This window comes from Herbaspirillum sp., from assembly GCF_017744395.1.
Lineage (GTDB): Bacteria > Pseudomonadota > Gammaproteobacteria > Burkholderiales > Burkholderiaceae_D > Herbaspirillum.
In genome coordinates this window covers 154,850-181,849 of the sequence record NZ_JAGIBI010000006.1, presented here as the reverse complement: position 1 = coordinate 181,849, position 27,000 = coordinate 154,850, and the positions used below count along the sequence as shown (strand labels likewise).

General features: G+C 60.9%; 24 protein-coding genes. 23 read left to right on the top strand and 1 reads right to left on the bottom strand.

The window, feature by feature from the left end; all coding sequences use genetic code 11:
* The first annotated feature begins 2 nt into the window (after positions 1-2).
* The 21 genes from J7548_RS15710 to J7548_RS15610 all read left to right on the top strand — a co-directional run bounded on the left by J7548_RS15710 (position 3) and on the right by J7548_RS15610 (position 24,535).
* Positions 3-4,316: an MBG domain-containing protein gene (locus J7548_RS15710; RefSeq protein WP_290976009.1), complete on the top strand. Its 4,314-nt coding sequence runs from the start codon at positions 3-5 to the stop codon at positions 4,314-4,316.
* Entirely contained in the window at positions 4,313-6,034 is a 1,722-nt protein-coding gene (locus tag J7548_RS15705; RefSeq protein ID WP_290976006.1) for a ShlB/FhaC/HecB family hemolysin secretion/activation protein, read from the top strand. The genes J7548_RS15710 and J7548_RS15705 overlap by 4 nt, the downstream gene beginning before the upstream one ends.
* A gap of 115 nt (positions 6,035-6,149) precedes the next feature.
* Entirely contained in the window at positions 6,150-6,869 is a 720-nt protein-coding gene (locus J7548_RS15700; protein WP_290976004.1) for a response regulator transcription factor, read from the top strand.
* Entirely contained in the window at positions 6,866-8,743 is a 1,878-nt protein-coding gene (locus tag J7548_RS15695) for a sensor histidine kinase (RefSeq protein WP_290976002.1), read from the top strand. The genes J7548_RS15700 and J7548_RS15695 overlap by 4 nt, the downstream gene beginning before the upstream one ends.
* A 592-nt stretch (positions 8,744-9,335) precedes the next feature.
* Positions 9,336-9,836 (top strand): winged helix-turn-helix domain-containing protein, encoded by a 501-nt coding sequence (locus tag J7548_RS15690; RefSeq protein WP_290976000.1) that lies wholly within the window; start codon positions 9,336-9,338, stop codon positions 9,834-9,836.
* Positions 9,829-10,479: a GGDEF domain-containing protein gene (locus tag J7548_RS15685; RefSeq protein ID WP_290975997.1), complete on the top strand. Its 651-nt coding sequence runs from the start codon at positions 9,829-9,831 to the stop codon at positions 10,477-10,479. Before J7548_RS15690 ends, J7548_RS15685 begins: the two co-directional genes overlap by 8 nt.
* 183 nt (positions 10,480-10,662) lie before the next feature.
* A complete protein-coding gene (locus J7548_RS15680; RefSeq protein ID WP_290975996.1) occupies positions 10,663-11,622 on the top strand; it encodes a chromate resistance protein ChrB domain-containing protein in 960 nt (319 codons plus the stop codon).
* Positions 11,619-12,788: a chromate transporter gene (locus tag J7548_RS15675; RefSeq protein ID WP_290975995.1), complete on the top strand. Its 1,170-nt coding sequence runs from the start codon at positions 11,619-11,621 to the stop codon at positions 12,786-12,788. The genes J7548_RS15680 and J7548_RS15675 overlap by 4 nt, the downstream gene beginning before the upstream one ends.
* Positions 12,789-13,175: 387 nt before the next feature.
* A complete protein-coding gene (locus J7548_RS15670) occupies positions 13,176-15,377 on the top strand; it encodes an EAL domain-containing protein (protein ID WP_290975994.1) in 2,202 nt (733 codons plus the stop codon).
* A gap of 6 nt (positions 15,378-15,383) precedes the next feature.
* Complete coding sequence (locus J7548_RS15665) at positions 15,384-16,217, top strand: hypothetical protein (RefSeq protein ID WP_290975993.1); 834 nt, start codon at positions 15,384-15,386, stop codon at positions 16,215-16,217.
* Between the two features lie 116 nt (positions 16,218-16,333).
* Positions 16,334-18,958 carry a CHAT domain-containing protein gene (locus J7548_RS15660; protein WP_290975992.1) on the top strand — a complete coding sequence of 875 codons (2,625 nt, stop codon included), beginning with the start codon at positions 16,334-16,336 and terminating at the stop codon, positions 18,956-18,958.
* Between the two features lie 9 nt (positions 18,959-18,967).
* On the top strand, positions 18,968-19,243 hold the full coding sequence (locus J7548_RS15655; RefSeq protein ID WP_290975989.1) for a hypothetical protein: 276 nt from the start codon (positions 18,968-18,970) through the stop codon (positions 19,241-19,243).
* Between the two features lie 26 nt (positions 19,244-19,269).
* Entirely contained in the window at positions 19,270-19,875 is a 606-nt protein-coding gene (locus J7548_RS15650; RefSeq protein ID WP_290975986.1) for a sigma-70 family RNA polymerase sigma factor, read from the top strand.
* Positions 19,872-20,540 carry a hypothetical protein gene (locus J7548_RS15645; RefSeq protein ID WP_290975983.1) on the top strand — a complete coding sequence of 223 codons (669 nt, stop codon included), beginning with the start codon at positions 19,872-19,874 and terminating at the stop codon, positions 20,538-20,540. Before J7548_RS15650 ends, J7548_RS15645 begins: the two co-directional genes overlap by 4 nt.
* 102 nt (positions 20,541-20,642) lie before the next feature.
* A complete protein-coding gene (locus tag J7548_RS15640; protein WP_290975980.1) occupies positions 20,643-21,014 on the top strand; it encodes a hypothetical protein in 372 nt (123 codons plus the stop codon).
* Positions 21,015-21,069: 55 nt separating this feature from the next.
* Complete coding sequence (locus tag J7548_RS15635) at positions 21,070-21,609, top strand: hypothetical protein (RefSeq protein WP_290975977.1); 540 nt, start codon at positions 21,070-21,072, stop codon at positions 21,607-21,609.
* Between the two features lie 129 nt (positions 21,610-21,738).
* Positions 21,739-22,020 (top strand): hypothetical protein, encoded by a 282-nt coding sequence (locus tag J7548_RS15630; RefSeq protein ID WP_290975975.1) that lies wholly within the window; start codon positions 21,739-21,741, stop codon positions 22,018-22,020.
* 25 nt (positions 22,021-22,045) lie between these two features.
* Entirely contained in the window at positions 22,046-22,729 is a 684-nt protein-coding gene (locus J7548_RS15625) for a hypothetical protein (RefSeq protein WP_290975973.1), read from the top strand.
* A 4-nt stretch (positions 22,730-22,733) separates the two neighbouring features.
* Positions 22,734-23,054 carry a hypothetical protein gene (locus J7548_RS15620; RefSeq protein ID WP_290975970.1) on the top strand — a complete coding sequence of 107 codons (321 nt, stop codon included), beginning with the start codon at positions 22,734-22,736 and terminating at the stop codon, positions 23,052-23,054.
* On the top strand, positions 23,048-23,974 hold the full coding sequence (locus tag J7548_RS15615) for a hypothetical protein (protein WP_290975967.1): 927 nt from the start codon (positions 23,048-23,050) through the stop codon (positions 23,972-23,974). The genes J7548_RS15620 and J7548_RS15615 overlap by 7 nt, the downstream gene beginning before the upstream one ends.
* A 57-nt stretch (positions 23,975-24,031) precedes the next feature.
* A complete protein-coding gene (locus tag J7548_RS15610) occupies positions 24,032-24,535 on the top strand; it encodes an OmpA family protein (RefSeq protein ID WP_290975965.1) in 504 nt (167 codons plus the stop codon).
* Positions 24,536-24,589: 54 nt separating this feature from the next.
* Here J7548_RS15610 and J7548_RS15605 read toward each other — a convergent pair whose 3' ends face one another.
* Positions 24,590-24,895: a hypothetical protein gene (locus J7548_RS15605; protein ID WP_290975963.1), complete on the bottom strand. Its 306-nt coding sequence runs from the start codon at positions 24,893-24,895 to the stop codon at positions 24,590-24,592.
* 233 nt (positions 24,896-25,128) lie between these two features.
* Between J7548_RS15605 and J7548_RS15600 the strand changes: the two genes are divergently transcribed.
* Both J7548_RS15600 and J7548_RS15595 read left to right on the top strand, forming a co-directional pair.
* Positions 25,129-25,293 carry a hypothetical protein gene (locus J7548_RS15600; RefSeq protein WP_290975959.1) on the top strand — a complete coding sequence of 55 codons (165 nt, stop codon included), beginning with the start codon at positions 25,129-25,131 and terminating at the stop codon, positions 25,291-25,293.
* Between the two features lie 96 nt (positions 25,294-25,389).
* Positions 25,390-26,955, top strand: coding sequence for a DUF6531 domain-containing protein (locus tag J7548_RS15595; protein ID WP_290975956.1), 1,566 nt, complete (start codon positions 25,390-25,392; stop codon positions 26,953-26,955).
* Positions 26,956-27,000 lie beyond the last annotated feature (45 nt).

Here is a 27,000-nt window from a genome sequence, read left to right as displayed (position 1 = left end):
CAATGTCACACTCCAGCCTGAACCATATCTACCGCCTCGTTTGGAGCGCGGCCTACGACATGTGGGTTGCCGTTGCAGAACAGGGCCGCGCACGTGGCAAGAAGAACCGAGGCAAAGCGGCACGAACGTTGAAGCAAGCCTTGCTGCTGACAAGCGGCACGATGAGCGGCATGGCCCTTGCCGGTGGCTTGCCGACCGGCGCCAACGTCGTACGCGGACAGGCAAGCATTTCGCAATCGGGCACCAGCATGCTGGTGAGCCAGACATCGAAAAACGCCGTTCTCAACTGGACGGATTTTTCCATCGGCAAAGGCGCCAGCGTGCGCTTTGACAATGGCAACGGCGCGACGCTGAACCGGGTCACAGGCAACCTCCCCTCTTCCATCAACGGCCAGCTCTCCGCGACCGGCTCGCTGTATCTCATCAATCGCAACGGTGTGGTCGTAGGACCGAACGGCGTTATCAATGCGGCCGGCTTCATGGCGACCACGCTCGACATCCGCGACGACGACTTCATGGCGGGCTCGCTGCATTTCCAGGGCGACAGCCGCGCCGGCATCGTCAACCTCGGCACGATCCACGCTGCCTCTGGCGATATCGCCCTCGTTGCGCACACGGTCAGCAACGAAGGCAGCATCAGTGCGCCAAACGGCAAGGCAGAACTGCTGGCGGGGCAAGAGATATTCCTCACCGCTGCCAACGCCAATCAATCCACCGTACTGGTCCGCCTGCCGAACGATGGCACAGCCGGCACCGCAACCGGCGTCACCAACACAGGCCTGATCGAAGCCGCGCAAGCACGCATGGAAGCCGCCGGCGGCAACCTGTACGCGCTCGCCATCAATCAGAGCGGCGTGATCCGCGCCACCGGCGTCAGCAACCTTGACGGACGCATCGTCCTCACCGCCGATGGCGGCACGGTACGCCAGAACGGTAAGCTCGGCGCGCAGAACGGCGACGGCTCCGGCGGCACCATCCTCGTCGGCGGCGACACCCACGGCGCGAACAAGGACGTCGCCAACGCTAGCCAGACCATCGTCACCGCCAATGCCAGCATGGATGCCAGCGCAGTGGCTACGCAGGGGAATGGCGGTCGCGTCGTCGTGTGGTCGGATCAGAACACCAGCTTTGCCGGCAGCATCGCCGCGCGCGGCGGCGAACAGGGAGGTGATGGCGGCTTCGTCGAGGTATCGGGCAAGCACGCTCTGGGCTTCCGTCCGGGCAGCCCGATCGATCTGAGCGCCAAAGCCGGCAAGACAGGCACGGTGTTGCTCGATCCCGACCAGATCGAGGTCGTCGGCACGGTCACCGGCAGCAACCAGATCGCCGCCGACGACATCAAGAGTGGTCTCGCCAGCGCCAACTATTTGCTGGAGACCTCGGGGTTCAATCCCGCCCAGGGTAACGGCAACATCACAGTCAGTAGTTCACTGAGCTGGAACACCGCTTCAACGCTGACGCTGAAAGCCGGCAACGCCATCAACATCAACGCCGACATCACGGCGCCCAATGGCACGCTCGATCTTCAAGCCGGCCGTTCTGCATTCGTTCCCAGCGGCGTGGAGAACCCCATTGACGGCGGCGCCACGCTCAGCACGGGCAACACCATTACGGCGAGGACCTTGCGCTACGGCGTCAACCCCGCCGCTGCACCGAGCGGTTATGTGCAAGATCCGCTTTCCTATACCGGTAATTTCGTGGCCTACGGTGACCTCCGTGTCGGCACTCTGGAGCTGGACCTGCGCAACGGCAACATCAACGGCATGGTCACGCGGGGCAGCAACAATGCCATCGGCGCCGTGCGCAGCATCGGCACCGGCAATCTCGGTCAAGTGGACATCGTCAACCACGACGGCGGCATCAATGTCATGCTGCAAGATGCCCAATCCGGCCCGGTCAACATCGTGACACCGGGTGACCTCACGCTGGAAGCGGGCACGCAACTCGGCAACACCGGCAGCGGCGGAACGGCCAATATCGTGCTGGCCTCGACCGGCGGCAACTTCATCAACGCCGCCGGCAGCAATGCCATCAGCGGCAACCTACGTTACCTCATTTATACCAGTACGCAAGCCGGCACCAACAAGGGCAGTTTGACCGGTACGAGCGTCTTTGGCCGCACCTATGACAGTCATCCGCCCAGCACCTTCAGCGGCGACACTGTCAACCGCTTCTTATTCAGCCAGGCAAATGGCGTCTTGCAACTGACGTACAGCGCGAACAATCTGAGCAAGGTGTATGGCGACAACAATCCGACACTGGCATATTCAATCAGCGGTTTGCAGACCGGCGACGTGCTCGCCAACGAAGTCACAGGAGCGCCCACGCTCTCGACCACGGCGACCATGCAGTCGGGCGTCGGCACCTACACTATCAACATCAGCCAAGGCTCCCTGTCATCCAGCACCTACGGTTTCAATTTCGTACCCGGCCAGCTCACCGTCACACAGCGTCCGCTCAATGTGTTCATGGACAGCTTCAGCCGCACATACGGCAGCGCCAATCCGGCATTCACCCTCTCCATCCAGAATGCGGTTGACGGCGATGCCTACACTTACTGGACAGCCACCAGCCTCGCCACGCAGCAGTCGAACGCAGGCACCTACTCCATCACCGCCGCCGTCAATCCCGGCAACACCGGCTTCGCCAATCTCGCCAACTACGCCGTCACGTTCCACCCCGGCACGCTGACCATCACGCGCGCCCCGCTGACGGTGACGGTTGATCCGACTTCCATCCCGGCCTCCATCCTCTGGGGCGATCAGCTCAATCCCAACCTCGCCTACACAGCCACCGGCTACATGTCCTGGGATACCGCCAGCACCGCAGGCAAAGTGGCCTTCATCGACGCGGACGGCATCACCGCCGCACCCGGCATCCATCACATCGGCACATCGACCAACGTCGGCAACAACTACTACGTCTCCACGCTGACCGGCGTACCCACGGTGACGGTGCTGCGCCGGCCCATCACCATCACCGGCAACTACAACGTGTTGTCGGATGCCGATTTCCAGACATCCCATCCCGGCTGGATCGAATCCTTCATGGTCAGGCGTTACGACAGCAACGGCATCCTTGTCCTGACGCCGCTGAACACACCGCTCCCAGGCGGCCCGCAATTCGGCGTGACGAGCACTGTCCCCACACTTGTCAGCCAGTGGAGCGACGTGACCAAGACACAAATGGTGGTTTCTCCGACCCAGACGACAACATCCTCCATCCAACCAAGCGCGGGCAGCAGCATGGCCGATGTACTGCGCTACTACGATCCGGTCATTCAACCCGGAACCGCAACACGCAGCGCGCTCCCCGTCGATCCTCTACCACCCCTCACGCTGAACAACAACACGCTCATCAACACTAACGTGACCATCGATCCCCAGACGGTAAACGTGGAACAGCCGACCAATCTCAACCTCAATCCGGCGCTCAAACCCGCGGGCGTTCCTTTTGGCGCCCCGCCGCCCGTCAAATATCTGGTCGATCAGGCATTCCCCGATGGCGACGCCTTGGCTACGGCGGTGAAATCGCTTCTGGAGAGAGCCAAGCAAGGCGGTGCCGACGGCGATGCGGCCAAGACCATCTTGAATAGGATGCCGAAGGAACTGAGAGATCAGTTGGCAGCACTGTCCGCTGGGGATTTCGACGCGCTGCTGCAAAAGATGCTGAGTGGCGATGCGGCGACGGTCTCAGCTTTCATGCCCCTGATCACGGCGACGATGACGCAGCAACTCAAGAACGGCAAGCTGTCGCCAGCGACCGAGGCGGCATTGGTACAACTTATCAACGATCAGCGCAGCAAGACCATCGCGTCCATGGATGCCCAATACAACGCCATCATGGCGCAAGCCTCGCAGGACAACGCCAGTGGCTTGATGACGTCGGCCTTTACCGCCCCCAACATTCCCGACCTCGTAGGGACGGCTTACGTCAAGGTGGCAACCGACCAGATTGATGCGGCCCTCATCGGTGGCAGCATTCCGAGCGCAGCGGCACTCGGCGGCACACTCGCGGGAGTCATCGCCGTCTCGGTTGCAGAAGGGGGGACCGCATTTTATACAACATCGGCAGCGATAACGAGCTCGTCCTCGGTCGCCGGCATCGTCGTAGGGGCCGTCATCATGTCCGTAATGGAGGGCATAAAGGTAGCTGAATCCACGAAGAACTACGATCGCTACGTCGCGTACAAGGCAGCCAACAAATCCATACAGACTTTAGATGGGCTCAACCTGAGCAATCCGGACAACCTCCTGCAACTGGGCACAGCCATGACCGCATTGCTAGGAACAAGCCTGGGAGTGAAGCCACAATGACACTCTTCTCCCATCACGGCGCACTGCGCCTGCTGCCTTTGGCCACATCTCTAGTCTGCGCTTACTCCATCCACGCTCAGGATCTGCGTAATGCCGCGCCACCTGTCGTGCGGCCTTTGGCGCCGGCAGAGGCCGCCGCCAAAGAATCGGCGCCACTATCGCCCTTGCCCGCTGCGAATGAAGCTATCGTGCTCACCACCATCAAAGGCATCGTCCTCGTACCGGACACGAGCCCGGCGTCGTTGCAACGCGTTGTGAGCGGCGTGGATACGACGGCAACGCCTCTGGCGCAATCGAACGCGATCGGCGATTACTTGCGGCAGGCCGTCGGTCAATCCGCATCGCTGGCATCCCTCCGCCGCCTGGCCGACGGCATCAGTCGCTTGCTGCACGAGCAGGGTCGTAATTTCGTCTCGGTCTGGCTACCGCCGCAAGACTTGACCAACGGCGTGGTGCGAGTGGTAGTGCGCCAGGCCGTGATGGAAGGTGCGATGAAGGTGGAGGGCGCGGAGTACTTCAGACCGGCGTCTTACCTGACGTGGATTCGCCAGCAGCCAAACGCGCTGCTGGACGAGACCGCGCTGCAGGAAGACATCGACTGGATCAACCGCAATCCCTTCCGCAATGCCACGCTCGCTGCCGAAGCTGGCAGCGCACTGGACAGTACACGGCTGGCCTTGCGCGTGCGCGAAAAGCGTCCACTGCGGATCTTCGCCGGCGCGGACAACAGCGGCACAAAAAATACCGGTGAGGAACGCATCTTCACGGGCTTCAATTGGGGCAATGCCTTTGGCCGCGGCGACCAACTTTCCTATCAGTTCAAGGCCGATCCCGATTTCCACCGCAGCATCACGCACTCGCTCAACTATCTGACCAACCTGCCTTGGCGGCATACACTGGGTTTCTCCGGTGCCTGGTCGAAAACCACGCCCGACATGGGACCGCTCTTCAATCAGACCGGCACAAGCTGGCAACTTGGCACGCAATACCGCATCCCGCTGACGGCGATCCGCGACGAGCATGTCTTGCTCAAGCAGGAGTTCGGTGCCGATCTCGATTTCAAATACGCGGACAACAATCTCGATTTCGCGAGCATCCCAGTCGTGAACAACAGCACCAAGATCACGCAACTGAGCCTGCTCTATACGTTGAACCGCGAAACCGCCGACAACTCCAGCTCCCTGTCGCCGCGCCTCGTGCTGAGTCCGGGCGGCCTGGTACACGACAACAGGGACTCCGCCTTTGACGGATCTCGTGCCGGTGCACCCGCGCGCTATGCCTATTTCCGGCTCGACGTCGAACACTCCCAAAACCTGCCGGCCAAGCTGCACTGGAACATCAGCGCCAATGCGCAATATGCCAACGTGCCGCTGCTCGGCAGCGAGATGCTCGCCGGCGCCGGTGCGCAAGCCGTGCGCGGCTATCCGGAGTCCGGCGCCTTCGGCGACAGCGGTCTGGTGCTGAAGAACGAGCTGCACGCGCCGGCATGGAAAGTGAGCGACGCCCAGTTGGATGCGTTCGTATTCCAGGACCAAGCCTGGCTCTCCACCAACGGCCAGGGCGCGTCGAACATTCACTTGAGCAGCATCGGTGTGGGTATTGCGATGAACTGGAATCCTGCGTTGACGTTCAATGTGACGGCGGCGTGGCCGCTCAAGCGGGATGTGGGCGGTGAGAATGGTGCGCGGGCGTTGTTCCGGGCGCAGCTGGCGTTTTAACAAACGCATTTCATAAATACCGCTGTCATTCCCACGCAGGCAGGAATGACAGTGGAGATTGATGAATGCATCGGTTTACAATTGGCCCCGACCTCTTCTTTCCAAGTGAGCATTCATGCCCTCGCTCTCTCCTCTCGTCGCTGTAGTCGAAGACAATCCCGGCCTGCTCGCCGATCTGGTGGAGTTTCTCCAGATGCGTGGCTTTACTGCGCGTGGTTTTGCAAGCGCGGAGGAATTTTTAAGTGCCTGGCCGGCGCAGCGTTTCGATTTGCTGCTGCTGGACGTGGGCTTGCCTGGCATCGGCGGACTGGAAGTAGCACGGCGGGTGCGTGCACGAGAGTCGGTAGGTATCCTCATGCTGACGGCATTCGACTCGAACGACGACCATGTGCTGGGACTGGATGCCGGGGCAGATGTCTTCCTTTCCAAGCGCAGCTCGCTGGAGGTGATCGAGGCGGCCTGCCATAGCGTGTTGCGGCGGCTGGAGCCGCGCCATGGCAGTAACGATGCCGCTATCGCTGCGAACAACGGGGCGTGGCTGCTGCATGTGAAGCAGTGGCGACTGACGGCGCCGAATGGCACTGTGCTGGAGTTGACGCATGCCGAAGTCGGTCTGCTGGCGGCGTTGTTCGCATGTCCGGGACAGGCCATCGAACGCAATGCGCTGCTGAAGTCCTTGGGCAAAGCGGATACCTTGTCCAACCTGCGCAATCTGGACAACACGGCAAGCCGTTTGCGGCGCAAGGTGCAAACCGCGTGCGGTATCGATCTGCCTGTTCGTCCAAGCTACGGTAAGGGGTATACGTTTATCGGGCCATGCGAGGTGATGGCATGAAGCGGTGGCTGGTTGCCTTGTGGATGTTGCTCGCGACGCTACCGGCTGTTGCCGTGCAGCTGACGAAGGATGCGCCCGAAGTGTCATTGCGGGGACATCTGGAGCACTTCGAGGCCAAAAACCGGCCCCTCCCTTTCGACGCAATACGGCAAGAGCGCTTTACGACGCTGCCGGATTTTCGCAGTCTAGGCTACGACACGAACGATCACTGGTTCCGCATCATCCTGACGCGCGATGCCGACGCACCACCACGTTGGGTACTGTCCATCGGCATGCCGGAGCTGGAAGAGGTCGATGTCTGGGTCGAACAATTGAACGGCGCTTTCATCAAGCACGAACTGGGCTATCACCGCCCCTATGAAAACCGTCCCTTGCAGACGCGGCTGTTCGCCGTACCCGTCGACGTCTCGCCATCCGCCGTCACCGAGGTGCTCTTCCGTGTGCGAACGACCAACGCCATCAACGTCAGCGCCGAGCTTTGGCAGCCGAGTGCCTTCGTCGCCAACGAAACAAAGGGGAATTTTTATCGCGGCGCATATTTCGGCATCCTGCTCATTGCCGTGCTGCTGTACGCAATCCTCGGCATACGACTGCGTGACGTCACCATGGCCGCCTACGCCGGCTACGCGGCATCGATGGCGCTCTTCCACTTGGGGAGCAATGGCTATCTGCCGGTGCTGCTGACTTCGCATCAGTCCTGGTTCAGCGATGCCTTGCCGCGGATCGGCTGGCTGGGTGGATCGATTTCCATTGCACTGTTGTGGGACAAGCTGCTCGATTTACGGCAGCACTTCCGGCGCATTCACCGCCTGTTCCTGTTCACCATCTTTCTCAATCTTGCGCTGTTGCTTTTCGCAGTGATGCCTTTCCTGGTGACGGCATCCCTGCTCTATGTCGTCAAGCTGGCGAACGTTCTCAACAGTCTGAATTTCTTTATCGGCATCGTGCTGGCACTCGTCTTTTGGCGGCGCAGCCGCCGGGTCGAACTGCTGCTCTACTTTGTCGCTTTCGTCATTCCGGCACTCGGCACGCTCATCAACAACGCCGCCAATCAAGGCTACCTGCCGCAGGGCGTGGTAACTTCCTATCTTTACCAAATTGCGCCGTTAATCCATGTGCTGGTGATGAGTTTCGGTCTGGCGCTGCGCCTGCGTCAGCTACAACACGACAAAACCACAGCCGAACACGAAGCCGCCGTCGCCGCTCAGCGCACCGAGGAACAACGGCGCTTCGTCGCCATGCTATCGCACGAATTCCGCAACCCGCTCGCCGCCATCGACCGCGCGACGCAGATGGTCCAATTCAAAACGCCCACGCTACCGCCACCCGAAGCCGAACGCCTGTCGCAAATACGCGCCAACGTCACAACGCTCTCAGGCTTCGTCGATAACTTCCTCATGACAGAAGCACTCGAACACGGCGGCCTCCCCCTCTCGCGCGAGGAATGCGCCATCCGCCCGTTCCTCGAAAACGCTATTCGTCAACAAGGAGAAGCAGCGGAGCGACGTATCGCCCTCCGGGTATCGCCTGACGATGCCCGTCATTCGCTTGACGTGACGTTGATGAATGTGGCGATCGGCAATCTGCTGGCGAATGCCTTGCGTTACTCGCCGGAAGATAGTCCGGTGGAAGTCATCGCCGAGCAGAGCGAACAGGGATTACGCATCGAAGTGAAAGATCACGGGCCGGGAGTCGAGCCGGATGAATTGCCACGGCTTGGTACACCGTATTTCCGCGCGGCGTCGTCTATAGGGAAGAAAGGGAGCGGCCTGGGGTATCACTTCACGCAACGCATTGTTTCTGCGCATGGTGGGAGGATGACGGCTCGGTCGCAGGAGGATGAGGGACTGACGGTGGGACTTGTTCTGCCGTAGCAAAACATCAACCTAATCACCATTATTAAAAATGCCTCCAGCCTTCCATAAGCTATCGGGAGGAAGTCTGGAAAGGCCAGAGGCAGCTCCTATTAGGGGAAGGGGCTCTGCTAAAAGCAGAACGGTCACATTACGATAAGTGGGCCAGTTTTAAATGCAATTAAACAGTCACCGACTCCACGTCCGTCACGTACGCAAAGCAGGCCATAGGTTTCACTCACTAGCCGCGCCCCCTTGAATATTTCCACACAAGAAAAATATTGAGATTTTTTGTGAAAGTATCCCTGACAAAAGGCTGTATAACGTAACTAATAGTTAAGTTAAGCCTCACCCTGTGAGAGCGTCAGTAACTGCAATTCGATTTGGGGATGTAAATCGACGTGGCTGTCTTAATCGTAGAGCATCCGGACGGGGGATCAGCGAGCATACGAAAAGCTCTTCATACCATGGGGCTTCCCATGAGATCTGTCGCTTCTGCTTCTCAATTGAATCTTGAGATTCAAAAAAAAAGCCATCAATCGTAGTCGTTGAGGCTTCTGGAATTACGGGGGATTTCCTGCCGCTGATCGCCAACTTGCGCCAAAAATTCCCCATGCTGGGGATCGTAGTCATCGCCGAGAATTTTGAAAAAGCGAATCATGCCAAGGCGCTGGATGATGGCGCCGATTATTTTCTCCACAAGCCGATCAAAGATTCCATTCTGCTCGCGACGGTTCGCTCATGCCTGCGGCGCCTTCATATTTTCCCGGCCCCGGCTCTCGACACTCACGAGGCGTGGCGCCTGTATCGTCACAACGGCATCCTGGTCAGCCCCGGGAATGAACGTATCACGCTAAGCGACAGGGAATGCGCGGTATTGACCACCTTGTTCCTGAGCCCGCACGTCCCTGTCAGCTCAGAGAGCCTTTTGCATGCCCTCAACATGGCTGCAGATATTTTTGATCCTCATCGGATCGATACCATTATTTACCGGATCAGGAAAAAACTAGAGCGGCTCAGCGGCTCCAAGTTCGAAATCAGGAACATTTACGGCAAAGGCTTCATTTGTGTCGGCGCAAAAGAAAGTGCAATCTTTTATGTTTGGGATGGATAACAATCTGGCGGTCTATTTAATCGGTCTCGGTTTTGTTTTCATGTTTTGGTTAGTAACCTACGCCAGGCTGATTCGCACCACGAAAGAACGCAATCTCCTGGCCTTCGAGTTGAAGCAGTCCAACCAAGCCAATGGAGAACTGAAAAAACTCGCCCTCTATGATGGGTTGACCGGACTTCCCAACAGATTGCTTTTGACGGATCGACTCAAGCAGGCGATCTCCAAGGCGCAAAGAGAACAGGGTTGCTTTGTCGTTCTCTTCCTCGACCTCGACTGCTTCAAGATGATCAACGACAATTTCGGCCATGCCGCCGGGGATCTTTTACTTAGACAGATAGCCCTTCGTCTTTCCAAAAAGCTGCGCCAGCACGACACGATCGCACGGATGGGAGGCGATGAATTTGTCGTCGTTGCAGAATTCATTACGCACCAGGATATCTCGGCGATCTGCGATAAGGTGACCGACGCTTTTGCAAGCCCCTTTTTCATCGCAGGAAAATCACTGAGCATCACTACAAGCATCGGCCAGGCCAGATATCCCGAAGATGGCCAGTCGCTTGAAGATTTGCTGTCGAAAGCGGATCACGGGATGTATCGCCTAAAAAACGAGAAACGTCTGAATTCAAATTACCTGGCAAGATAATTTGCTCAACCCTGCCTTCTTTTTTGGAAGGCCCGTGGCATCAGGCGCTTCTCCGCATGCGCCAGCCAATCCTTCCCTGCTCCACCGCTGGAAGCCATACCGCACACCAAGAGCCGGTTTGCATAAACACAACAAGATAAAAGTTAACTTGTAATTGTCATTACAAGATGTAGAGTTATATACATGAACTCTGTATCGACTCATTGGCACCTGCTCATCGCCAGTCTGCCCACAACCGGAGCCACCGCCCGCATGCGCCTTTGGCGGGCGATCAAGGCGCTGGGCTGCGCATCGTTGCGGGACGGCGCCTACCTCCTCCCCGAACGACCGGGGCATGCCGCTACCCTGGCCGAGCTGGTCGCGCAGACCAATGCCGAAGGCGGCGAGGCCTGGCTGGTCAACGTGGCGCCTCAAAACGAGCAAGATGAACTTGCCTTCCTGGCGCGCTTCGATCGCGCCAGGGAATACGGCCAATTCCTGGAGATGGTGGCCGCAGCCAAAAAATCGCTGGCGTCGCAGACGCCCGCCGACATTGCCAGGGTGCTCAAGAAGCTGGCCAAGGAACGGGAGGCGATAACGCGCATCGATTTTTTCCCCGGCGCGGCAACCCTGGACGCCAATGCCGCCTGGGCCGATTTCGTCGAGCAGGCCAACCTGATCCTGTCGCCGGACGAACCGCAGCGGCAAGAGCGGGACATCCGGGCACTGCAGGTCCGGGATTACCAGGGACGCACATGGGCGACGCGGCGCCGATTATGGGTGGATCGGGTCGCCAGCGCCTGGCTGATCCGGCGCTTCATCGATCCCCAGGCCCGATTCCTGTGGCTGGACAACCCGGCCGATTGCCCGGCCGATGCGCTGGGATTCGATTTCAACGACGCGACCTTCACGCACATCGGCGACAAGGTGACCTTTGAAGTGCTGGCCGCCAGTTTCCAGTTACCTCCCTCCGCCGGCATGGCAAAACTGGCCGCGCTTGTCCATGCGCTCGATGCCGGGGGCGAGGCGCCGCCGGAGGCGGTCGGGTTCGAAGCCATCCTGGCCGGCATGCGCGCACGCCTGCCGGACGACGATGCGTTCCTGGCCGAAGCCGGCGCCATCCTGGATTCCCTCTACGCCCACTACAACAAGGAAACGCCATGAGCCCCACCGCTGAAAAGCCGCCTTACACCCTCTGGCAAATGGCGCTCTACATGCTGCGCCTCGGCGCCCTGGGTTTCGGCGGCCCGGTTGCGCTGGTCGGCTACATGCACCGCGACCTGGTCGAAGAACGGCAGTGGATCGGCGATGCCGACTACAAGGAAGGGCTGGCCCTGGCGCAGTTGGCGCCGGGACCGCTGGCGGCTCAGTTGGGAATTTACCTGGGCTACGTCCATTATCGTGTGCTGGGGGCGACCGTTGCCGGCATCGCTTTTGTCATGCCGTCGTTCCTGATGGTGGTGGCCCTGGGCTGGGCCTACCTGCATTTCGGCGGGCTCAGTTGGATGCAGGCCGTATTCTATGGCGTCGGCGCGGCGGTCATCGGCATCATCGCCATGAGCGCCAGGAAATTGACGCAAAAGAGCATCGGCAAGGACAAGCTGCTGTGGGCGATCTACCTGCTGCAGGTGGCCATTACCGTCGTGACCGAATCCGAAGTCGCATGGATCTTCATCGCCGCCGGGCTGCTGGTGTGGCTCCTGCGTGCGCCGCCCAAGTGGCTGGGCAAGGGGAACTTGAACGGCCTGGCCCTCTCGCAACTGCCTTTTGCCGCGGCATTGACCGCCCTGGATGTGCCGCTGCTGGTACAAATCGGCCTGTTTTTTGCGAAGGCGGGCGCCTTTGTCTTCGGTTCGGGGCTGGCCATCGTTCCGTTCCTTTATGGCGGGGTCGTCACCGAGCACCACTGGCTCAACGACAAGCAGTTCGTCGATGCGGTCGCGGTGGCCATGATCACGCCCGGCCCCGTCGTCATCACGGTCGGGTTTATCGGCTATCTGGTTGCCGGCCTTTCGGGCGCCTCCGTGGCAGCGCTGGCGACCTTCATCCCCTGCTACCTGTTCACGATCCTGCCGGCGCCGTATTTCAAGAAATATGGGAAATTGCCGGGAGTGATCGCCTTCGTCGACGGCATCACGGCCGCCGCCATCGGCGCCATCACGGGTTCGGTGATCGTGATCGCGAAAAGATCCGTCATCGATATCCCGACCGCCCTCATCGCCCTGGTCACCATTATCCTGCTATGGCGCTTCAAGAAGCTGCAGGAACCGTTCATCATCGCCATCGCGGCAGTGGCGGGCCTGGTTTTATATCCGCTGGCCAAACCCTGACCGAATGGATGGCCGATTTCTTCGACGCTGCGTTGCCCTCCCCCATCACCTTAAGCATATACGCCCCTGTCCGGCTTGACGGCATCTGGCATTTCGACAACACTGGTCTTGCAATCCAGTGCCACAACAAATAAAAGCTCACCGGGGGAGCCATGCCGAAAACAAACCACAACCCAGCCGGACCGGCTGTATCTTCCTTGGCCTGGCGCACCGTCAGGAGTTGCGCTCCGGGCCACTCTGCGCTGCCGCATTGAGCGTATTCCCCGCCACGCCCCATCGCCATCTTGCACAAGCCAGATGCTCACATCCATTTCTCCAGCGGGCAAACCGTCGAGGGCACGATCGCCTACGCGAGCAGGAATAAGGCGGGCCAACCTGTTATCGGCCGTGGTATTCGTCCTGGGAATATGCATCGGGGGCGCCGCGGCCGGTTTGCTTGAGCGGGCCCGGGCATCCGAGCGCCAGCAAAAACTCACAGAAGCCGCCGCCGCGCATGGCGCCCTGGTCCAGCAATTGGTGGACCGGAGCTTGTCGGCCACCTACGCAATGGCAGCCGTGCTGCAGCAGAACCCGACGGATCTGGCCAGCCTCGAACGGCTGTCGCGCAAACTGCTGCCGCTCTATACCGGCGTGGACAATCTGCAGCTTGCGCCGGGCGGGGTGGTTCGCCACGTCTTCCCCGCCACGGCAAACCAGGGCCCCATCGGCCACGATTTGCTTCTCGATCCGCTGAGCCGGGATGAAGCCAGGCTAACGGTGGAAACGCGCGACCTGCATATCGCCATCCCGACCAAGCTGCGACAAGGCAAGCCCGGATTCGTGGGGCGCTACCCGGTGTTCATGGCAGATAGCCAGGGCACCCCGCGCTTCTGGGGATTCGTCAGCGCGGTCGTGCTGCTGGATACCATTGTGGCCTTTGGCCAGTTCGATCGCCTGGATCAGCGGGAACTGGCTTACCAGCTGTGGCGTTCCAACCCCATTACGGGCCAGCCCGAGACGCTCGTCCGCAGCGCGGCGCCCCTCACCGAAGTCATGGTATCGACCTCCATCGGCGTTCCGCGCGGGAGCTGGCAGCTCACCGTTTCGCCCGTTACGCCGGATTCTTTTTTCAATTCCACGCATTTGGCGGAGCTTCTGATCGTGGCCTTAATCGCCGCCGCTGCCGCCGCCGTGACGCGCTCCATGCTGATGCGCCCCGTCGAACTCGCCCAAATGGTCCGGCGCCGTACGCGCTCGCTGAGAAATGCCAATGCCCACCTCCGGCAAAAGGCGACCCACGACAGCCTCACCGGGCTGGGCAACCGGGCGCTGCTGGAACACGACCTGAACCAGGCCATTGAGGATGCGCAACGCAACATGGGAAAGTTCGCCGTTCTGTTGCTGGATCTGGATGATTTCAAAAGCATCAACGACAGCCTCGGCCATCGGGCCGGCGATGCGATGCTGAAAGTGGTCGCAGGATACCTGAACCGGTGCGTCGGCCCGGAGGATGCGATCTACAGGCTGGGCGGCGATGAGTTCGTGATCGTCTTGAAGCGGATCGGCGATGCCGGCGCCGCCAGCGCCGTGGCCGGGAAGATATTGGCCGAAGTGGCCCGCCCCCATCTCGTGCAAGGCAGGGAGACGCACCTCACGACAAGCCTTGGCGTCGTCCTCTACCCGCAAGACGCAAGCGACGCCGAAAGCCTCCTGAGCCTCGCCGATGTCGCGATGTACCGCGCCAAGAAAAGCGGACGCAACCAGGTCGCATTCTTTTCCGCCGCGCTCGATCACGCCGCCCAGACGCGGCTTGAACTGGTTGACCAGTTGCGCAAAGCCATCCGGGTCGAAGCCTTCGAGCTGCACTACCAGATCAAGGCCGACATCGCCAGCGGCCAGCCGGTCGGCGCCGAAGCCTTGTTGCGCTGGCGGCATCCTGTGCGCGGCCAGGTCCCGCCGGCGGAATTCATCCCCCTGGCAGAGGAAAGCGGGCTCATCGTGCCGATCGGCGAATGGGCATTGCGCACGGCTTGCATGGAAGCCATGGCGTGGAACCGCCATCTCGGCACTTCGTTGACGATCGCCGTCAATCTGTCGGCCAAGCAATTCCAGGATGAGGCGCTGCTGGAAAAAGTCCGCATGGCCCTGGCGCACTCCGGTTTGCCCGCCCACCTGCTTGAACTGGAAATCACCGAAAGCATGATGATGCACAAGCCCGACGAGGCGGCCGCCACCATGCGCGCCTTGCGTCAACTGGGCGTGCATCTGGCGGTGGATGATTTCGGGACGGGCTATTCGAGCCTGGGCTACCTGTCGCGCTTTCCCATCCACTGCCTCAAGATCGACCGCAGTTTCGTGCAGAACGTGCCTGCTTGCGAGGCCGACGCAACCATCGCGCGTTCCATCGTTTCGCTTGGCAAGAGCCTGGGCCTGGCCGTCGTGGCGGAAGGTGTGGAAACACGGGAACAGCTTGATTTCTTGCGGCAACACGGCTGCGACATCGCCCAGGGCTACTTGCTGGGGCGTCCGCAGGCGGCAGCCGAATTCGTCGCGCAACTGCGCACCATGGAAACGGCCGGCGCAAAACATTGTGAAACCATCCGGGGATGAGAAGCCATGAAAGCAATAAGAAACCTGGGCGCATTGATCGCCGCCTTCATCGTATTTGCAGGACTGGCTTCCTATGCCGGCGCCAATGATGCGTGGGCCCAAGGCAGCGGCGCCGAACGCTGCGGGGAAAAAACGCTTCAGCAAAATGGGAAACCCGTCCTGAAAGTGGCCCTGTGCTCGGAACAAAGCAAAGCAGGCGGCTATTACGTACTGACGAACCTGCTCAATGCCAATGCCAGGGCTTGCGGGACGATCACCCCCGACAATCATGAACCGGTCCGCTTCTGCACCACGCTGAAAGGCGGCGAAATACGCAAGTCCATGTGCCGCGAATGCGGCGCCGTCATCGGGAGCGCCGAGCTGGCGAGCTACGCGCCTCCCGATACGCGCGCGCCCTTTTCGAGCTACCAGGATGGGTACTGCATGAAATTCACCTACATCGTTCGAAACCAGGTGGCCGGATTCCTGAAGGAGCTCGAAGAAGAGACACCGTATCCGATCGACGATTACTTCCAGACCGCGGGATGCCGGCAAAAAGGCTGGGGCGGCGACGTCCTGTCGCCGATGATGCACCTGATCGGCGACGACCCCGCCGGGCGCGTGGAGTTTGCCGAAGTCATCTACAAGTACTACACGATCAAACGGAAAGATCCCCAGCTATGGCTGGCTGCGGTCAACGCCAGGAATACGCTGGGAGAAACGGTTCTTGACTATCTCGACCACCTTGTCGCCATCCAGAGTTTCTATGCTCCTGAATCAAAGAATGCGGTTGCGCAGATCACCGCGTTTCTATGCGCCAAAGGGGGCGTTTATGCGAAGTATGGAAAGAAATGCCCTTGACTTAACTCAGCTCAACATCCGTCATGTGCGCCATCCTCCATTTGGAGGATGACTTTGCGGATTGATGCATTTATCCTGCCTTGAACCATCACCGGAAATTGCACCCGGCATCCACCTTGCTTCCGTCCCTACGCCATATCCTGGCCAAGCTTCACCCACCGGCTGCCGTCCTCATCGCCATGATGATCGGGCTGGCGTCGCCATACGCCCGGTGCCAGCCAATAGAGCAGCCGGTGCCGGCCGACAAGGAACAAAAAAACCTTCCCGAAGACAGCGCCGCACTCAACCATCGCGCCAGCGAACTCGTCCGCAACGGGCAATACAAGGCGGCATTGCCTTTCGCCCGGCGCGCCATGGAACTCGATTTGCAGGATCCCGGCCACAGCCTCTACGGCACCATCATAAGCATGCAAGTCCTGGCGGACATCTACGTCCAGCTGGACATGCGGGAAGCCGCCTCCGACGTCTACAAGAAAGCATTGACGCTCACCGAGGGCCTGGCCGAAAAGGACGTGGCCAAGCGTGCGGATATCCTGGATGCGCTGGCGGAACTGGCCGGCGATGCGGGCGATCTCAACCAGGCGCTGTCGCTGTATTTGCGCGCGCTCAACATCCGCGAGCGCGTACTGGGAAAAGACCACTTCCTGACCGGCCTGTCCCAGGCAAACGTGGCCGGCATGTATATGCTGCTGGGCCAGGATGCCCAGGCGCGCCAGCTGCTGCAGGCGGCGCTCGGAACGCTGCGGCAGCAGATAGGGGACGATGTCCAGATCACCATGGATACGGCCATCGACCTGGCCTACCTGACCCTGAGGATGGGCGGAAAAAACGAAATACTGCCCTTGCTCCAGAAGAAACTGGCAGTGAAGGAACGCCTCTACGGCCCCTCGCATCCCGACGTTGCCGCCGTCCTTGCCGACATCGCCCGGTGGCAGCGGAACTACGGCTCGCTGCAGCAGGCCCTCGCGCTGCAGCAACGCTCGGTGCAAATCCACCTGGCCGCGTTCGGCCCGGAACATGCCACCACCGTATCCGGCCAGCTCGCGCTCGCCGACATCCATCTGGCCATGGGCGACCTGCAGCAGGCCCGCCCCCTGCTGGTGGGAGCAATCGGCTCGCCGGCAGTCGCCCGCTCGCCCTGGCAGTTGATGGAGACCGAAGAGGCGATGAGCGCACTGTATGAGAAAAGCGGCGACCGGGAACTTGCCGCCTTCTTCGCAAAGATGGCGGCCAATGCCCTGCAGGGACTGAGGACATCCTCGGTCAAGATGGCGTATCACCTGCAGGAAAACTTTTTCAAGCGCTATGCCGACCTCTATGAACGTCTGGCGACGATGCTGTTCAAGGCCGGGCGCGATGAGGAAGGGCGGCAGGTGTTTGCGATGCTCAAGGAAGATGAATATCGCAAGCTGTCCCAGCCGGGATCGTCCGCCCGCTATCTCCTGCTGCAGCCGGTCTCCTATACGGCAGCCGAGCAGCCGTGGGGCGAACGGTTCAAGCAGCTGTTCGAGCGCAACAAGGGCGCTGAGGATCCGTCCGGCCAGGCGCAGCCGGCGGAACGGGAACGCCGTGACGGCATGGCGCTGATCGATGCGCTGCAAGCGGACTTGCCGCGACAGCAGCGCCTGCTCCAGGAACAAGATGCGCGGCAACTGGAAGCGCTGCAAAAATGGCAGCAGATGCAAATCGGCGAGTACCGCCGGCATGGCAAGCGTACCGCCCTGGTGCGCTACCAGATGCTCGGCGATACCTTGCGCATCTCCGTCATCCGCGACCGGAAAGTCGCGCAACGGGAAATATACATACCGCAAGACATCCTGCTGCCGGCCATACGCGCATTCCGCAAGACGCTGGAAACGCCTTCGCTCGATCCGCGCCCGATATCGCAGGAGCTCCACAAGATCCTGCTGCTGCCGGTCATGGGCGAGTTGGATGGCGTGGCCACGCTGATGCTGGTCGCCGATGGCGCCTTGCGCTACATGCCCTTCGCCGCGCTGTACGACGGCCGGCGCTACCTGATAGAACGGTTCAGCCTCGACATGCAGACCGGCGGCCGGATCGCGAAATGGCATGAGAGCGCCGGATCGGCCAGGCATATCGCCCTGTTCGGCACGAGCAAGGCCATCGCGGAGTTTCCCGCCCTGCCGGGAGCGAAAAAGGAAATCCTCGGCATTGCCGCGCACTCCGGCCTGGGCTCCCGGATTTTCATGGATGAACGGTTTACCGCAGAACAATTGAAGAACGCGCTGCAAGACGAGGCTTCCCTGCTGCACATCGCCAGCCATTTCCAACTGGCCCCGCAAAGCGACATGGATTCGTTCCTGCTGCTGGGCGACCGCACCCGGCTATCCCTGAAGGATCTGCAACAGGGAGATTTCCAATTCGGCAAAATCGACCTGCTGGCCCTATCGGCCTGCTCCACTGCGCTGCCGGCCGGCTTCGACGCCCAGGGCAACGAAGCCAAGGGACTGGCGGAGCTGGCGCAAACGCTGGGGGCGAAGAGCGTCATCGCCACCTTGTGGGCTATCAACGACGCCAGCACCGAGTTGCTGATGCGCCACTTTTACGCCGGGCTGGCCTCTGCTGAATCGGGCACGCGCATCGACAAAGCCGTGGCGCTGCAACGGGCGCAGCTGGCGCTGCTCAAACGCGGCGGCTCTGGAGCCGGCGCCCAGGCCCAGGGAAAATATGCGCATCCTTACTATTGGTCCGCCTTCATCCTGGCCGGAGACTGGCTGTAGATCTGCCGCATGAATTTCCACCCGGAAATTTATACGGCGTATCCGATCCTGATGATCGAAGACGGGCCGATATACCGTCCGGCGAGGTCAACTGACTCAGCGGCTGGCGCGTTGCTGTTGGCGATGGCAGCGTGGTTCCTCATGGCCCCAACGGGGTACGCGAACGCGCCCCGGCTGCCTCGGATGCATCACCCCGGCGAAGGCCACCTGCATTTCCCGATGGCAACAGCGCATCGAAAAATGCACGCAGGCATCGGCGCCGGGCTTACCATCGTCACGGACTGATCTTCCAACAAATAAAAGCAGCCATCATGACTACGCCGATGTCGGATGAATCCCTGATGCTCCTCTACCGGGCGGGAGATCTGAGCGCGTTTCGCGAACTGTATCGGCGTCACCATCGCGGCCTGTATTCGTTCATTTCATGGCGCTGCCCGCGCAAGGACTGGGTCGACGACATCATGCAGGACAGCTGGGCCAATCTGCACCAGGCCCGCGCCCGCTACCAGCCCCAGGCCAGCTTCCGGACCTACCTGTTCCAGATCGCGCGCAACCGGCTGATCGACCTGCTGCGCCAGCACCGGACGATTCTCGCCAGCGAACTGAAGACGCCGGCCGACCCGGCGGAGGATGATTTACAATTCCAAGGCATGGCCGACGCGCTTTGCGATGCGCCCGCTCCCGACGCCATGTTGGCCCGGCGCCAGGAGCATGACGCCCTGCATGCCGCGATCCGCGCCTTGCCCAGCGAACAGCGGGAGGCGCTGGTGTTGCAGCAATTCAATGACATGAGCCTGGAAGAAATCTCGATATTGGTCGCCGCCCCCGTTGAAACCGTCAAAAGCCGTTTGCGTTATGCCATGAAGAAATTGCGCCAGCAACTGGACGGCGACTCCCGGCAGGAGACGCAAGCGTGAAGACTTCCGAACACGACGAAGAACGGTTCGAGGCGTTCCTGCAAGGCGCCGATCCCTTGTCGCAACGCCTCAAGGCGCTGCAGCAGCCGGAGCCGCCGGAAGTGCTCAGCCAGGCCATCCACGACCGGGTCGAACAGGCCTTGCGCAACGAAAGGCAAACCGCCAGTGCCGCCAACGATGGCGTCCCCCGTGCCGGCGCAGCCCGCCCGCGCCGGCTGAGGCTGGCCTGGGCCATCGCCGCGGGCCTGCTGATCGCGGTCGCCGTGGGCACGCAATGGCGGCAGGAAACGCCGCAAGGCACACTCGCCAGCGCCCAGCCGGAAGCCGCCCCCGCCGCCGCCATGCCCCCGGCAGCGCAGGAGGCCGCGCCACAAGCTCCCTCCCAGCCGATGCTGGCGCAAGCCGACGTCACGCCATCGCCGTCTTCGACGGTGGTCCGCTCTGTCCGCCCCTCCGCCACGGCAACAGCGGCGGACAACGCCGGCGATGACAAGGCCAGGAACTGGCTGGGCCTGATCGATGGCTTGCTCGCCAACGGCATGCGCAAGGATGCGCTGGACGAGTGGAACGAATTCCGCAAGTCCTATCCGGACTATCCCGTGTCCAAAGAACTCAAGGAACGTATCGACGCAGCGCAGGCGGCAGCCATTCCGGAAAGCAAATAAACCGGTTTAACCCCACCGCCCCGCCCGGTCCGTTCAAGCAGATACACCTGGCCGCCATGCGGCTGCAAACCCCAGGCAACGATTTGTTTTCCGAGTGAGGACATGATGGATCTTTACCGTTCCCAATCAGCCGGCCGCAAGGTCTTCGCCTTGCGCCGGGAACTGCCGTGCGCGATGCTCTTGCTGGCCTGCTGCGCAATGCTGGCGGTCCCGCAGGCGCACGCGCGCGACCGCGCCGGCGATATCGCCATCGGCGTTGCCGTCGGCACCGTGCTGGGCATCGTCGCGGCCAAGGCAAGCGACAACGGCGACCAGGCCGTTTCGGCCGCGCCAGTCTATGTCACCCCGCCCGTGGTGACCGTGCCGGTCTATTACCAGCCGGCGCCTGTCTACTACCCGCCGCCGGTGTATTACTACTATCCGTCCGCGCCGATGCCGTACTATCCGCGGTATTACCATCACTATCGCCGGTAATCCCGCGCCGCTATCGTTGCACGGCCGCAATGGCGGCCTGCCGGTTCGACAAAACATGAGGTCGCATGTGACGCATTCCCCTTACGGCAATCGGGCAAGACTCGGCGCCCTGCTCGGCAAACTCTGCCTGTGCCTCCTGCTCGCCCCGGGCTTGGCAGCGGCGCAGACGCCCCGCCTGGTGCTGTCGATCACCCAACCCATCGGCGCTTCGGACGGCAGCCAATGCCTGCGGGAAGACATCCCCGCAATACCGCAGGCCAGCCTGACATTCACGGAAAACGACGTAACCGGGTGGAGCCCTGGCGATGCGCGCTGGACACTCGACCCCGCGCGCTTTTCGGAATCCGCAACCGGCCACGAGATGAGCGGCCACTGCTTCGTCCTCACGATCGACGGCCAGGCCGTCAGCCGCGGGCTTGCCCTGTGGGTCTATACGGCAAGGCTGACCGGCTATCCGACCCTGAACATCATCCCGAAGGACGGCGTCCTGATCCTGCAACTCACATCGGGCAATCATCGCGGCATCCGCCTGCTGCATGCGCAGGAGCTCGATGCCATCCTGGGCAGCCGGATACGCCGGGATCCGGCGCCCTGACGGCATGGATAGGCAAGGCAGTCTCCTTGCCGCCGCCAATGGCACGCCTATCACCCATTTGAATGAGGACTTTACAGGCAGGCGCCTTTACCATTCCCTAACCGGTCTTTGATCCCAATTGAACTCGTGATGAAAAAAATCTCCCGGCGATCTCTGGCACTTATCGGCGTAGCCTGCCTCAGCGGGCTTCTCTCAGTCAGCGCCTCAAGGGCTTATGCCTGCTCAGGCGGAAACGCGGGCAAAAATTCGAACGAGGCAGTGCCGCGATGCATCACGCATCCGGCAAGAGAAGAAATGGAAGAACAACGAAGAAAAGCCGCCATGAAGGCCAAGGAGACCGGGAATGTCCGCGAGAATAGGAACCGTAATCCGGTGACTGAATCCGCGAATACCTCTCTTCCAAAGCAATAAAAATAAAACCTGGGGAAATAAAAACATGAAACCAGCTTCGATTGCGCCCCTGTTATGGTTCCGCGCAGCCATCCTGGCCACAGCAGCGTTCTCCTTACCCACCCTTGCCGATGTCATCCCGCCGCAGGCGGCAGAGGCGGCCAAACGCCTGGCCCAGAATCCAAACGCCTTCGATCGCGCGGACCAATATTGCAAAGACAAGAAAGTCGGAAACGCCTGCTCCATTCCGGGCAATCCGTTCGCCGGCGGCGGCGAGGGCATTTGCCGGAACGAACTGAACCGCAACTCTTCGACCATCGACTTGAACTGCGAGCGCGCCACCAGTCCCATCATTGAACGCGGATTGCCGTCGGGCGGATTCCTCGCGGATGACACCTTGTGCAGCGCCTATGCGACGGATACCTATTCAAACGGCATACCGATCAAGAAAACCCTGCCCATGTCCGAACTCACCTGCACGCCGGGTCCCGTGTTGAAAGACCGGTTTTGCGCCGACAAGGAAAACGGCGCAGCCTGTACCGTGGAATTGCAATCTGGAGGTAAAAAGCAGGAATTCCCCGGCGTGTGCAAACAAGAGGTGGAATCGATCAGCTTGTATTTCCAGGGACGCCGAAAAGCCAGCCGCATGGTGCTGGCATGCCAACCGCCCGATGACCTCCCGCCGCGCACCTACACACCCGCCACCTGGTGGCAAAAACTGACCCAGTAATCGCATGGACTGGCCAGGCGCCTTCGCCCTGACGTTAGCCTGCGAGCTGCCCGTCGTGTTCGCGGCGACACGGCCATTGCCCGCGCCCGGCGTGCTGCTGGCCGCCATCGGCGCCAACTGCGTGACGCATCCGCTGGCATGGCGGCTGAGCATGGCGCTGCCGCCGGAGAACTACCTGGCCGGCGCGGCAGGTATCGAGACCGGCGTGTTCCTCGCCGAAGCGCTCTGGTATCGGGGTTGGCTGCGGCTTGGCCTCGGCCGCGCCTGTATCGTGTCGCTGCTCGCCAATGCCGCATCGGCGATTACCGGCTGGCTGTTATGGTGAACCGCGAATCCGGCCGCTGGTTCATTCCAGCCACGCTGCTCTTGCTGGCAAGCTGGCAGCCGCTGCTGCTGTATCTGGTCTCGCTGGCGATCTTCGGCTTGCCGCATGTGATCTGGGAAGCGGCCTTCCTGCGGCGGCGTTATGCGGCGCACTGGCCGCGCCATTGGTGGTGGATGCTGGGAGCCATCCTGTTGGCGCAGGCTGTTGCGCGCACCGCGTTCTGGATGGGCACGTTTTCTTCCGAGGCGACGCAGATTGTCGATCTGTTGAGCCTGCTGATGCTCGGCGCCGTCATCGTCTTCGCTCCCGCAGATGCCGGCTGGAACGTGCGCATCGCCGGCCTGCTGCTGTCCGGCGCCATGCTTTGGCTGCTGCACAACGGCGCAATCCTGGAAGCGTTGCTGGCGCTGGCGATCCTGCATAACTTCACCCCGCTGGCGATGGCTTGGGATATGGCTCGCCACAACAATGGGCAACGTCGCCTGGCCTGGCGCGTGACGGCGCTGTTCGTTCTGCCGTTGCTGCTGGTCTGCGGACTGTGGGGCATGCCTGCCTCATCGACCGCCATCGCCGGCCACGCCTGGCTGCTGGATGGGCAATTGCCCGCGAACTGGGGCGGAGCGCACCGCTCGGCATTGCTGTCTGCCATCGTGCTGTCCCAATGCCTGCATTATTACTGCGTGATCGTCTTGCTGCCGCGGGCGGAAAAACAGCATCCTGCGCCCTTGATGCCGCCCTGGGCGCGCGCCATCGCCATTGGATTGACCATGCTCATCTGCGCTTATTACGTGTTCGATTACGAAGATGCGCGCAAACTTTATGCCGTCGCATCCGGCATGCACGCATGGGTAGAATGGCCGGTGCTGTTGATGGCTTTGCTCGGCGCCCGGCCGAATCCAAGATTACCAAGAACCTCTTGAGATCCCAGCCAATTTTCAGGCGTGGCGATTTCAAGTGTGAAATAAACGGAGTGCACCATGCATCAATTCAAGAAGCTGTTCCTCGTCTGCGCCATCGCCATGTTCACCGGGGCAGCCAACGCCGAAAATATTCCCCCGCAGCCGCCGGTACGCCCCTGCGCCAGCTCCCCTATGCTCCCCGACCCGCTGATCGACCCGCAAAGTCCGCTCGCCCAGTACCGCACCATCTATTTCGACGTCAACAGCATCGCCATCAAAGACGAATTCCAGTCCCTGATCGAGGCGCACGGCGCATTGCTGCGCGGCGACCCGACACGCAACGTTCCGTCCCGCCGTATCCGCATCATGGGTAACGCCGACGACCGCGGCAGCTATGAATACAACCAGGCGCTCGGCGCGGCGCGGGCGGAAGCGGTATTCCGTGCCCTGGTCGCTTGCGGCGTACAGAAGGAGCGGATGAGCGTCTGGTCCATAGGCAGGGAACGCATCAAGGCCAAGGGCCGCGATGAAGCCTCACGGGCCGAAAATCGCCGAGTCGATATCGAGTACGTCACGGATTAAGCGACGCCGGGGACAGCATGGATTCCATCCATCACCGGCGCCGGCCCTTGATTCTTAGCGCATGCCGGGAAGGACATACACCGGTCGCTGCGGTATCGGCACCGGCTCGAACCGCTGCGGCGGCAGGTAATATGGCGAGGCGGACTCCCGTTCCACCTGCGTATAGCTGTTCCAGCAGCGGTTCTTTTCCTGCCGGTACGCATGGCCGCAACCCGGTTCACGCCCGTAACCGCGCAGGCATTGGCGGTATTCCTGTTCCGCCTGGCCCAGGCAAGCCGCATAGAATTGCTGCCCCTGCGATTGGGCCCAGGCGCCGGCGGGGATCAGCGCGGCAAGGCAAAGCAATAGTGTCGGCCTCATCCGGATTCCTTTCTCGTCTTTTGCCATGGTCTTCTGCCTTGAAACGGCTGCCGCTTTCCATCGGGGTTAGGCAATCCCGGGAGCGACGAGACGATGATCGCCAGAAAACATCGGCAACGCGCTTTAACCCTTCCGGACATCGCCCTGCGTTGAACCCTATAAGGCAGTTTTCCGATTGGGAATCACGTTGCCAATGGCCCCTGCCGTTTTCCTTAAATCTCCGGGAGAGAATCATGAAAGCACTGTTATTCGGCTTGGCAATGTTGGTATTCCACATGGCAGCCAACGCTGGCTGCGTCTGGCAGGACAAGCATGGGAATCCCTGCAAGCAGGGGACGAACGGCTGCCTGTACCTCAAATGCACCGATAAAAGAACTGGCACCGGCGTTCGGGGATAAAAACCGGTGGCATCCGGTGAGATGCCGGAAAGGCCATGAAACACCTCACCCAACTGGGTGAGGACTAGCCGCCAGAAAGTACCTAACATGCAAAACATGAACAAGAAAAACTTATTGATTGCCTTGCTGCTCGTCCCGGTTGCCGCAAGCGCCGGCGTCATGCTGCAGAACGGCAATTTCTACATCACCTACCAGGACATCACGCTGGAAGCCGGTCCGCACAAGCTGGCGCTGGCGCGCACCTATAACTCGTTCGCCTCGCAAATCGGCTGGTTTGGCGCGGGCTGGGGATCGCAGTTCGAGACGCGCCTGATCGCCATGCCCGACGGCACCGCGGCCATCCACGAAAATGGCAATGGCGGGATCAACTACTACCGGCCGGCCGGCAAGGTCGATGTCGCGGCGGGAGTCGAACAGATCCTGCAGGCCGCGGTGCAGCGCGAACACCTTGCTCCGGAAGCCGCCGCCAGCCTTCGCGGGAAACTTGCCGCTGATGAAGAACTGCGCATGCGCAAGGTGAAGGACTACGGCATGCAGGCAGAGCTGGCCGCCGGCAGCGAACTGTCGTCCGACCAATGCGTTGGGGCAAGGCTCTTACGGGTGGCCGACGGCTACAAGCGCAGGAATTGCTACGGCGGCGACGACTATTTCGACCTGCAAGGGCGGATGACCCGCCACGAAGAGGACGATGGCTACCAGATCCGCGCCAGCTATGCCGGCGCACGGCCCGAAACGATCAGCGACTCCGCCGGCAATACGATCAAGCTCGCCTGGACGGCCTCCGGCCGCCTGCAAGACGCCTCCACCAACGGCAAGCACCATCTCATCTACAGCTATAGCGGCAAGAACGAGCTGGTCAAGTCGAACGACGTCAACGGCAACCAGTACGTATACGACTACGACAGCAACCAGAACCTGACCCGCATCACCTATATCGACCAGAGCACCATGCGCATCGAATACGTGTCGCCGGAGAGCGGACGCGTCAGTTCGGTGACCGACCGCCATGGGGAACAGGTGCGCTACGAATACCGTAGCGATCCGGCCGATCCGCAGCACACCTGGACCAAGGTCACGACCCTTTCAGCCGCCGGGAAACAACTGGTCAGCAACTATGAATTCCAGAACGAACGGACTGTGACCGGCGAAGAAAGGACCCGGCCGGTGGCCATCTCCAACAGCAACGATCTCCGTGCCATCGCCTATGACGACCAGGGACGCGTCGTGCGCAAGACGAATGCCTCCGGCGGGGTCATTGAATTTGTCTATCACCCGCGCAGCGGCAAGCTCATCCTGGTCGTGAGCAAGGGCCTGACCACGGCGTTTTACTATGACGGCGACGGCAAGCTGACCAGCGCCCGCAACACCGCCGGCCAGCGCATCGACCTCGATTACGCGAACACCAGCAGCATCCAGCGCATCGTCGAAACCGACAGCCGCGAAAAGCTGCGTCGCGAACTCACCTTCAAGTACAACGACAATGAAAAGCCGGTGGAAATCACCATGGCCGGCAAAGGAAAGATTGTCGTTGAATATGACGACAAGGGGGAAATCCTGCATGTCAGATCGGATCAGGGGCAGGAAATGGCGATGCAGGTTGTGGCGGTGTTCCAGAACCTGATGGAGGTGGTGCGGGTTGCCGGCGCGAGGTTCTCAATGTAATGGCCGGCCCGGGACCGGGATGTCCCCACAGGACGGAAAGCAAGC

Bases quoted from the DNA above. Each gene is read 5' to 3' on its own strand.
- J7548_RS15700 (WP_290976004.1), top strand. From the start codon at position 6,150: ATGCCCTCGCTCTCTCCTCTCGTCGCTGTAGTCGAAGACAATCCCGGC.
- J7548_RS15685 (WP_290975997.1), top strand. From the start codon at position 9,829: ATGGATAACAATCTGGCGGTCTATTTAATCGGTCTCGGTTTTGTTTTC.
- J7548_RS15640 (WP_290975980.1), top strand. From the start codon at position 20,643: ATGATGGATCTTTACCGTTCCCAATCAGCCGGCCGCAAGGTCTTCGCC.
- J7548_RS15595 (WP_290975956.1), top strand. From the start codon at position 25,390: ATGAACAAGAAAAACTTATTGATTGCCTTGCTGCTCGTCCCGGTTGCC.
- J7548_RS15655 (WP_290975989.1), top strand. From the start codon at position 18,968: ATGAATTTCCACCCGGAAATTTATACGGCGTATCCGATCCTGATGATC.
- J7548_RS15615 (WP_290975967.1), top strand. From the start codon at position 23,048: ATGGTGAACCGCGAATCCGGCCGCTGGTTCATTCCAGCCACGCTGCTC.
- J7548_RS15630 (WP_290975975.1), top strand. From the start codon at position 21,739: ATGAAAAAAATCTCCCGGCGATCTCTGGCACTTATCGGCGTAGCCTGC.
- J7548_RS15650 (WP_290975986.1), top strand. From the start codon at position 19,270: ATGACTACGCCGATGTCGGATGAATCCCTGATGCTCCTCTACCGGGCG.
- J7548_RS15625 (WP_290975973.1), top strand. From the start codon at position 22,046: ATGAAACCAGCTTCGATTGCGCCCCTGTTATGGTTCCGCGCAGCCATC.
- J7548_RS15610 (WP_290975965.1), top strand. From the start codon at position 24,032: ATGCATCAATTCAAGAAGCTGTTCCTCGTCTGCGCCATCGCCATGTTC.
- J7548_RS15605 (WP_290975963.1), bottom strand. From the start codon at position 24,895: ATGAGGCCGACACTATTGCTTTGCCTTGCCGCGCTGATCCCCGCCGGC.
- J7548_RS15620 (WP_290975970.1), top strand. From the start codon at position 22,734: ATGGACTGGCCAGGCGCCTTCGCCCTGACGTTAGCCTGCGAGCTGCCC.
- J7548_RS15680 (WP_290975996.1), top strand. From the start codon at position 10,663: ATGAACTCTGTATCGACTCATTGGCACCTGCTCATCGCCAGTCTGCCC.
- J7548_RS15705 (WP_290976006.1), top strand. From the start codon at position 4,313: ATGACACTCTTCTCCCATCACGGCGCACTGCGCCTGCTGCCTTTGGCC.
- J7548_RS15695 (WP_290976002.1), top strand. From the start codon at position 6,866: ATGAAGCGGTGGCTGGTTGCCTTGTGGATGTTGCTCGCGACGCTACCG.
- J7548_RS15665 (WP_290975993.1), top strand. From the start codon at position 15,384: ATGAAAGCAATAAGAAACCTGGGCGCATTGATCGCCGCCTTCATCGTA.
- J7548_RS15600 (WP_290975959.1), top strand. From the start codon at position 25,129: ATGAAAGCACTGTTATTCGGCTTGGCAATGTTGGTATTCCACATGGCA.
- J7548_RS15675 (WP_290975995.1), top strand. From the start codon at position 11,619: ATGAGCCCCACCGCTGAAAAGCCGCCTTACACCCTCTGGCAAATGGCG.
- J7548_RS15635 (WP_290975977.1), top strand. From the start codon at position 21,070: ATGAGGTCGCATGTGACGCATTCCCCTTACGGCAATCGGGCAAGACTC.
- J7548_RS15710 (WP_290976009.1), top strand. From the start codon at position 3: ATGTCACACTCCAGCCTGAACCATATCTACCGCCTCGTTTGGAGCGCG.
- J7548_RS15690 (WP_290976000.1), top strand. From the start codon at position 9,336: ATGCTGGGGATCGTAGTCATCGCCGAGAATTTTGAAAAAGCGAATCAT.